Here is a 7,986-nt window from a genome sequence, read left to right as displayed (position 1 = left end):
GGCGGCACCCCGGAGGAATCCGGGGTGCCGCCGCGCGGACGTACGCGGGAGGGTCAGGACGCCGGCGTCGCGCTCTCCGGCTTCCGGAACAGGAGCAGCGTCGAGGCGCCGAACGCCTCGGTGTCGGTGTGGGTGCTGCTCACCAGGGTGAAGCCGTGCTGCCTGATCTCCTCGACCAGGGCGTCGCCCTGCCGCTCCGCGTAGGGCAGGACCTCCAGGCCGATGTTCTTCTCGCCGTCCCCGACCCGGATCTTCCGGGGGATCACGCGGCCGGGCACGAGGTCGGCGGCGATGTCGTCGTAGTCCGGGATGGAGAAGAAGCCCTTGCCCCACTCGCTCGCGCAGTGGTCCACGACGAAGTGGCCGCCCGGGCGGAGGATCTCGAAGACGCGGGCGATGTGGCGGGCCCGCTGCGTGTCGTCGACGAGCATGTGGAGGCAGCCCATGTTCATGGCCAGCTCGAAGCTGCCCTCCTCGAAGCCGCGGAGGTAGATGATGTCGCGCTCCATGAACCCGGAGGGGTTCAGGTTCGCGGCCGTGGCCCGCTCGCGCGCGCGGGACAGGGCCGAGTGCGACACGTCGACCGAGACGACGTCGTGTCCCTGGGACAGGAGGTACAGGGAGTCGCGGCCCTCGCCGCAGCCGAGGTCGATGATCCGCTGGGAGAAGACCTCCGGGCGCTCCTTCATCAGCTGGAGGAGGGAGGCGTTCGGCTCCTCCGACTCCCACAGCTCGGCGCCGTTCTCGTACACGGTCCGGTAGCGGTCCTCGTAGCCGAAGTAGTAGTCGTCGATCGAGCCGACGATGTTCCGCACGTCGTCGCTCGTGGGCGAGAACTCCACGGGCGAGGCCGTGACGTCCGCCTCCCCGCCCAGGACCATCAGCGCCGTGTCGTCGACCAGCCCGATGGCCAGCAGGTACTGCGACTCGTCGCACTCGACCGGCTCGCCGACCCCGAAGGGCGCACAACAGTCCTTCAACGTCTCCAGGGTGATCGCGGCGGCCTTCTCGCATCGGAAGATCGCCGCGCGTCCCTGGGTCACCTTGACGACGAAGCCGGCCGCGCCGTCCAGCTGCCACACCGTCGTGCGGTCCTTGAGCCGGATCTCGGTCAGCTGCATGCCCTCGGGCGCGATCTCGTCGGATATCGCCTGGTAAAGGCTCACGTCAGTACCCCCTGTGAATGGTTCTCGGATGTGCGCAGTTCCGCCAGGCGCTCTTCGTAGCGCCGGATGACGGGGCCTTGGTGCCGGAAGAACCGGCCGGAGTCGCGCAGCTGCCGCGCGAGCTCGTAGTCGCGGGAGCGCAGCGCGGCCTCGATGCCGGTCATCTCGATGACGTCGCGCTGGGCGTTGCTGCCGCCCATCGCCGCCGAGTGACGGAAGGACCTGGCCAGCCGGGCCGCCGCGTCGGCGTAGTCGCCGGTGGTGAAGGAGCGGAAGCCGAGGAAGATGTCGACCATCTCGTCGGAGACCTTCTCGCGCCGCGCCAGGACGGCTTCCAGGAGGGCGTCCGCGCGCTCGTGGTCGCCGACCTGGCAGTAGGTGAGGTAGGCGTGGAAGTCGTTGAAGAGGTACCAGTTCTCCTCCGTGTACGGCTTCCAGTCCTCGTAGAGGGACTGCCAGTACGCGGAGAGGTCGAGCGAGGGCCTGACGAGGGCGAGGCGCCAGAGCAGCGTCACGGCGTCGAGGTCCTCGGCCGAGCGCGCCGAGGTCTTCCGGCGGATGCCGATGCGGTAGCACGCCAGGACGTCCTGGACCCGGTCCGCGTACAGCTCGAAGAGGGCGTAGTGCCACCAGACGTGGATGCGCATGGGAGTCGAGGCGTCCCGGCCGCGCATGTAGTCCTGGATGTAGCGGGCGCCCTCTTCGTGACGGCCCGTCTCGTAGAGGCAGTGCACGAGGGCGTGCATGGCGTAGATGTCGTCGGAGTTCGCCTCCAGGGCGACCCCGCAGCGCTCGATGGCCGCCGTGACGAGGCCGTTCTCCTCCAGGGCGAAGCCGTGGAGGCCGTGCAGATAGCCGATGACGGGGTCGTCGTCCGCGAACCGGCCGACGGCGGCCTCGATCGAGGCCAGCATGTGCGGTGCGTCGCCGAGGTAGAAGTCGAGCATGTGCGCCGCGTAGAGCGAGACGGCGTCCCCGGGATACGTGTCGACGAGGGCCTGGAAGCCGTTCCGGGCCGTCACCAGGTCGCCGTCCGCCCAGGAGCCGACGGCGGAGAGCATGGCCCTGGTCCGCGGCTCGGCCGGTTCGGTCCGCCCGAGGGCCTCGCAGATCTCCGCGGCCTGCACGGCCGAGGGGCGCTCCATGGAGCAGAGCAGGTCGATGGCGAGCATGAGCGCCAGGGGCGGGGTGGACCGCGCGTGACGGCGACATCGTTCGTGGTCCAGTTTCATGGAGACCAATTGGACGATCGCCTTCTCGACGGCCTCCATGTCCGCCGGTTGCTCGACGAGCTGCGGAACGCCTCGGGAATCGTCAATCACTGTCATTCGGACACCTCACTCGGAATGAGTCGACGGCCTTGGACCGCGTGGATTCGGTGAAATGAGAGAACAAGCAACAGCGTCAGGGCGAACGGAGCCAGCCAGACGTGGGAGGAGAAGTACCTTCCGCCGGCCAGGACCGCGGACAGCAGGAGGAGCGAGTAGGCGTTCGCATGGGCCACGATCGCCCCGACCTGCTGCGGGGAGAAATGCGACGCCGCTTCCGAGCGCAGGATCACCCGCAGCGAGCCGAAGGCGCATCCGAGGATGAAGATGGCGATGGACTGCGGCACCCCGAATGCCGGGAAGAAGAGCCAGACCGCCATGGCGACGACGACCGCTCCGGCGGCGCCCATCAGGATCCAGCGCAGTCCCGGGTTGTTCGTCAGGCGATGCAGAATCGTTCCCGCAACGGCCATTCCGATACCGAGGAGCATGTCCAGGATGCCGACGGTGAGCATGCTCCCGCCGTTGGCCAGGACCTCCAGGGGCAGCATGAAGTTGAACGTGCCCAGGATGGGCCAGACGAACATGAAGGCGAGGAGGTAGAGGACCCCGAGACCGCCCGTGATCTTCGGCCTGGCCTCCTGCGGCGTCTGCTCCGCGGCGGACGCGGTCCGCTGCGCGCCCAGGCTGAGGACCGCCACGACGGCGAACAGGGCGGCGCAGACGACCAGCACCCACTCGGCCCTGACCACCCGCGTGAACAGCGGCGCGAACAGCGGGCCCACCATGAGCGCAACCTGGTTGACGGTCATCGTCAGCGAGCTGGACCGGCGCAGGGCGTCGCCGTCGAGCCCGGACGCCTCGTCGTTGAACCAGACCTCCCAGGCCGACTCCAGGTAGAAGAAGAAGATCCACAGGACGAAGTTCAGGGCGACGACGGCCTGGACCTGGCTGTAGACCGTCGCGATGACCAGGAGGGTCAGCGCGACGCCGGCGAGTCCCGCGGCGGTCATCCTGGCCCCGCCGGCGATCGGCACGAAGCGGATCAGCGACGGGACGAAGACGGCGGGCACGAAGGAGAGGGCGGTGGAGACGGCGAGGACGTCGTAACCACCGTCCTGCGCCGACGCGATGTGCCAGTTCAGCAGGAGCAGCACCACTCCGCTGAAGAACCGGTAGAGACCGGAGTAGAGCGTGTACCGCCTCACTCCCCCGCCGCCTCGTCGACGACGAAGATCTGGTCGGCCAGCTCCTTCGCCACGTCGACCGGGAGCGAGGTCTTCTCCTCGAAGAGCCGGTCCCAGTCCAGCTCGACCAGGCCCTCCCTGTTGCTCCAGTTCTTGGCGCTCGTGGAGAGGTCACCGCTCTTGGCGCTGATGTTGAGGCTCCGCACCTCGGGCGGCAGCGGCTTCCCGTCGAGCACGTCCCGGATCCGGCCCTCCCGGGCCTTCAGGAACGCGATGGCCGAGGTCCGGGTGGGCTCCGCGGCGGCCACGACGTCGAACAGGTCGACACCGAGGTACGAACCGACGTGCACCCGGTAGGGGTTGAGCGCGTAGGCGCGCTCGACCTGGTCCATGATGCCGTCGCCGCCCGGCCGCGCGGCCACCTCGATGACCCACGGCGTCCCGTCCGCCGCGAACTTGACCTCCACGTGGGCCAGGCCGCGGTCGATGCCTAGGGCGACGCAGGCCCGGACGGCCAGGTCGTTCAGCTCCGGGTCCTTGGTGCGGTGGCTCGGCACGAGGTGCGCGGTCTCGGCGAACCAGGGGCGCGGGGACAGGTACTTCTCGGTCACGGCGAGGACCTGGGCGCGGCCCTCGCCGCAGAGGACCTCGATGGACACCTCGTCGTCGGAGTCGACGAACTGCTCGACGAGGTACTTGTCGCCGAGGATGTTGAACGCCGATCCGTACTGGGCGATGACGGCCTTGGACTCCGCGAGACCGGCGAGGGCCCCCTCGCGGGTGGTGGCCAGGACGACCCCGCCGCTGCCGCCGAAGTCGTACGGCTTGATGACCACGGGCAGCCCGATGGAGTCGAGGGCTTCGAGCAGCTCCTCCTCCGACTGGACGAGCAGGGAGCGGGGCGTCCGCACGTCCGCGTCCAGGAGGGCCCGCTTCATGGCGTGCTTGTTCCGGGCGTTGTTGACCGCGTCGACGTCCAGCGCGCCCAGCCCCAGGGCGCGGTTGACGGCGTTCGCCGAATCCACGGTCCAGTCGTTCAGCGGAACGACGACCTTCGGGGTCCATCCCTGGGCGGCCTGCGCGCGGATGGCGCTCAGGAGGGATTCCGGGTCCTTGGGATCGGCCGAAAGCACGTTGTCGAACGTGCGATTCCGCTTGCGCACGGCGTCTTCCGAGGCCGCCCACACAGGAAGATCGGTAATCTGCTTCGCTCCCGAAAAGGCCCGTTCCCGCAGATACTGGTCGGCCCCGAGCAGGAGTACGTATTCCTTAGACTGCACAGATTTTCCCCATCTTCCATGGGTTCAGAAATGCTTGGGATACACTCGGCGTCTTCGCACGTCATCGGGTCAGTGACGCGTGCGGAATTCAATGCCGAGGGGGCGCCGGGACGCGGCAGCAGCGATTCTCGATTTTCTCTAGCTGCGCCTCATTTTATTTCCCCCATGCCCATTCTCCCCTTCCGCCGCCAGAGCGTAGCTTCGACATACGGGGCGTGCAAGCGATCGTTTTGAGACTTGGCCAGAAAAGAACGGCGCGCCATGGAGACGCCACGGAATCGAAAATACGTGCAGAGTGCATCGGATTTTCCGGTGCCGTTCGTCCCGAGGACGGCACCGGCGTTGACCTGGGAAAACACCGCCGACTCGGTCAGCCGGAGCGGTACCCCCAGCGGGCGGAGCCGTCCTTGCCCATGAAGCACTTCGCCGGACGTCCGTCGGCAGTCGTGGCGGTGGCGCCCACGGGAGAGCAGAACTGGCCGAAACCGATCCCGGAGGCGGTGCCGGAGTCGGAGCCGGAGCCTCCGCTCGTGCCGCCGCTCGTGCCGTCCTCCGGGGCGGTGTCACGGGTCGGCTGCGGGCGTGGCGGCTCGGGGTCCGAGGTGGCCCGGGACCCGGAGTCTGACCTCGGCTGCGGCTGGGGCTTGGGCGCCGGCTTCGGCTTCGGCTTCGGCTTCGGCTTGGGTTTCGGGGTGGGCTTCGGCGTCGGGCTGGGCTCCGCGCAGGAGGCGCCCTCGGCGACGAGCCACAGGTCGACCCGCGTGGTGACGGGCACCTCGATGCCCGCCTCCGGCTGCTGCCGGCAGACCCGCCACTCCGCCAGGCTCGCGCGCCGGTCGTCCAGACGCTGCCCGGTGTGCGCGTGGAAGCGCGTGACGCGGTCGAGGCCGAGGGGGGCGAGCTCCCGCCACGCGGCGTCGAACCGCTCGCCGACGAGGTCCGGCATGACCACGCGCCGGGTCCCGTCCAGTCGCGAGGGGCACGGTTCCGACTCGGGAACCGCGTAGAGCGTCAGCGTCCTGCCGTACGGGCGGACGCGCTCGCCGGGAGAGGGGTTCTGGAAGCAGACGCGCCAGCCGGCCTGATACTCCGTCACCGTACGCAGCGCGGACGACGCGTCGGCGGCGGCCACCCGCCACGACGCACGGCGCGCCTCCCCGGCGGCCATGACCAGGGCGGCACCCCGGAGGTCGGGCACGGCCGGCGCGTCGTCCGCCCCGCCGCGCGCCGCGGCGTCGGGCTGCCCGGGACCGCTCACCCCGGCGACCAGCATCGTGGCGGCCACCACGGCGACCGTCACCGGATGCCGCCGCATCCACGTGGCGGTCCGTCTCCCGCGGCCGGGCCGCAGCGGCGAGTCCGGGGGCAGGAGCTCTCCCGCCGCTTCCAGGAGCTCGCCCTTCGGGTCGAGCTTCGAGCCGTGCAGCTTGTGCGGCTTCCCGTCCACCAGGATCTCGACGGAGTCGAGCAGGCCGGAGGAGCGCCGCAGGACCCGCAACGGCCCGTCCACGCGCGTCGCCTTGGGCGCCGCGAGGTTCCGGAGGAGGACCAGTCCCTTGCCGGTGAGCACGGCGTAGCCCCAGCCGTCGTGATAGACGGCCAGGACGGCCTCCCCCACCCCGAGCTCCCGCAGCAGCACCTTCTTGTGGCCGTCGGAGAGGGAACGGGCGTCGCCCGACGCGACCTTGGCGGTACGCGGGTCGGCGGCCAGCGGATCGGACACAAGCTTCCCCGTGTTCGGAGGTACGACGGACGGCCCGGGACGGGCCCGCACGGCGCCCCCCGGACGTACGGGATGCTAACCCCCGCCCACGGAAGCCCCTGGTCCGGGCCCCTCGGCGGGAGCCACGGGGCCCGGGCTCCGCGCCAGAGCGGCCGCGATCGCGGCGAAGGCGACCGCGTGGCCCCGGGCGTTGGCGTGGACGCGGTCGGCGGCGTAGAGCGAGGGGTCGGCGGCGAGCGGATGGTGGTGGGTGTCGACGTGGACACCGCCCAGTTCGCGCGTCAGGCCGGCGGTGAGGGCGTCGAGTTCGTCGAAACGGGCGGCCATGCCGGGCGCGTGCTCCGGTGGGACGAGGCCCGAGCGGGCGAGGTCGAACAGGCCGATCGTGACGACCAGGGCTCCGGTCTCGGCGAGGGGTGCCAGAAGGGCGGCGAGCCGGCCCCGGAGCGCGGCGGGGTCGAAGCGGCGGAAGGCGTCGTTGCCTCCCGCGCTGACCATCACCACGTCGGGCCCGAACTCCAGGGCCGGCCCGAGCTGACGCTCCCTGATCTCGTCGAGGAGCAGGTGGGGCGCGGCCAGGCCGACGGCGGCGAAGCCGGGGCGGGTGGCCGCGAGGGCGTCGGTGAAGCGGTCGGCGAAGGAGCGGTGGCGGTAGCGCTGGAGGGGGTGGTGAGCTGCTGCCGGGTGGGCGTGTATGCGTGTTCTGGTGTGCATGAGCGAGCATTCCGGCCCGTGGTGGTAGCCCGCATGCGTCGGGAACGGCAGTTCCGAGGTCGAATGGGTGACCTTGTCGGTGGGCGGTCGTTGGATGTGGTGACGGGCACGTGGTGTGTGCGGGTCTGGGAGGGGGGTGTCTGGGTGGGTGTGTTGCGGGAGGTGGCGGCGTCGTTCGTCGTGCCGGGGCCCTCGGGGGTCGCGGTCCGTGACCGGCTCAAGCACCTGACGGCCGAGGACGAGAGGGTGCTGCGGCTGGTGGGAGCGCACCTCGGCTCCCTCGCCTCCCGCGACCTCAGGGCCCGCTGCGCCGACGGCCTGGACCACTCCACCGAGACGTGGGCGGCGCGGAAGCGGGAGCTGACGGCCGTGTCGTCGTCGCGTTGGGCCGGGTCGCTCACGAAGGCCACGCACGACCAGTGGGCGCTGGCCCGCCGCGGGCAGGCCGCCCACCTTCAGGGCCTGCAAGCCGGTATCCGCACGATCGCGCACCGCCTGGCACTGCCGGTCGGAGCTAAGGGCACCGCGCGGGCTCCCGGCGGCTACCGCTCGAAGCGCGAGTGGTTCCACAAGACCCGCCGCCTGCGTGTCCTCGAAGACCGGCTGGCCGCCGTGCGCGCCGATCGCGAGGCCGGCGTCGTGCACGTG

6 protein-coding genes and 1 pseudogene are annotated in these 7,986 nt (G+C 70.5%); 1 reads left to right on the top strand and 6 read right to left on the bottom strand.

Annotated features, from left to right (window positions below; translation table 11 throughout):
* Positions 1–53: 53 nt before the first annotated feature.
* From ABZ621_RS37465 to ABZ621_RS37440, 6 genes are all read right to left on the bottom strand, one after another.
* Positions 54–1,166, bottom strand: coding sequence for a methyltransferase domain-containing protein (locus ABZ621_RS37465; protein WP_360611631.1), 1,113 nt, complete (start codon positions 1,164–1,166; stop codon positions 54–56).
* Positions 1,163–2,494 (bottom strand): hypothetical protein, encoded by a 1,332-nt coding sequence (locus tag ABZ621_RS37460; protein WP_360611629.1) that lies wholly within the window; start codon positions 2,492–2,494, stop codon positions 1,163–1,165. The genes ABZ621_RS37465 and ABZ621_RS37460 overlap by 4 nt, the downstream gene beginning before the upstream one ends.
* On the bottom strand, positions 2,491–3,642 hold the full coding sequence (locus ABZ621_RS37455) for a hypothetical protein (protein ID WP_360611628.1): 1,152 nt from the start codon (positions 3,640–3,642) through the stop codon (positions 2,491–2,493). Before ABZ621_RS37455 ends, ABZ621_RS37460 begins: the two co-directional genes overlap by 4 nt.
* Positions 3,639–4,754 (bottom strand): ATP-grasp domain-containing protein, encoded by a 1,116-nt coding sequence (locus ABZ621_RS37450; protein WP_360611627.1) that lies wholly within the window; start codon positions 4,752–4,754, stop codon positions 3,639–3,641. The genes ABZ621_RS37455 and ABZ621_RS37450 overlap by 4 nt, the downstream gene beginning before the upstream one ends.
* A gap of 517 nt (positions 4,755–5,271) precedes the next feature.
* A complete protein-coding gene (locus tag ABZ621_RS37445) occupies positions 5,272–6,624 on the bottom strand; it encodes a hypothetical protein (RefSeq protein WP_360611625.1) in 1,353 nt (450 codons plus the stop codon).
* A 75-nt stretch (positions 6,625–6,699) separates the two neighbouring features.
* Complete coding sequence (locus ABZ621_RS37440) at positions 6,700–7,338, bottom strand: GDSL-type esterase/lipase family protein (RefSeq protein WP_360611623.1); 639 nt, start codon at positions 7,336–7,338, stop codon at positions 6,700–6,702.
* A gap of 144 nt (positions 7,339–7,482) precedes the next feature.
* On the opposite strand from ABZ621_RS37440, the pseudogene ABZ621_RS37435 reads away from it, so the two are divergent.
* Positions 7,483–7,986 (top strand): annotated as a pseudogene (locus ABZ621_RS37435) (hypothetical protein); the annotation flags it as partial.

The sequence above is a fragment of the Streptomyces sp. NPDC007863 genome, assembly GCF_040633895.1.
Lineage (GTDB): Bacteria > Actinomycetota > Actinomycetes > Streptomycetales > Streptomycetaceae > Streptomyces.
The sequence above is the reverse complement of the archived record's forward strand: the minus strand, read 5'-3'. Positions and strand labels throughout refer to the sequence as shown.

What these genes read in the sequence shown, in the direction of transcription:
- ABZ621_RS37460 (WP_360611629.1), bottom strand. Translation starts at nt 2,494, where the DNA reads ATGACAGTGATTGACGATTCCCGAGGCGTTCCGCAGCTCGTCGAGCAA.
- ABZ621_RS37440 (WP_360611623.1), bottom strand. Translation starts at nt 7,338, where the DNA reads ATGCACACCAGAACACGCATACACGCCCACCCGGCAGCAGCTCACCAC.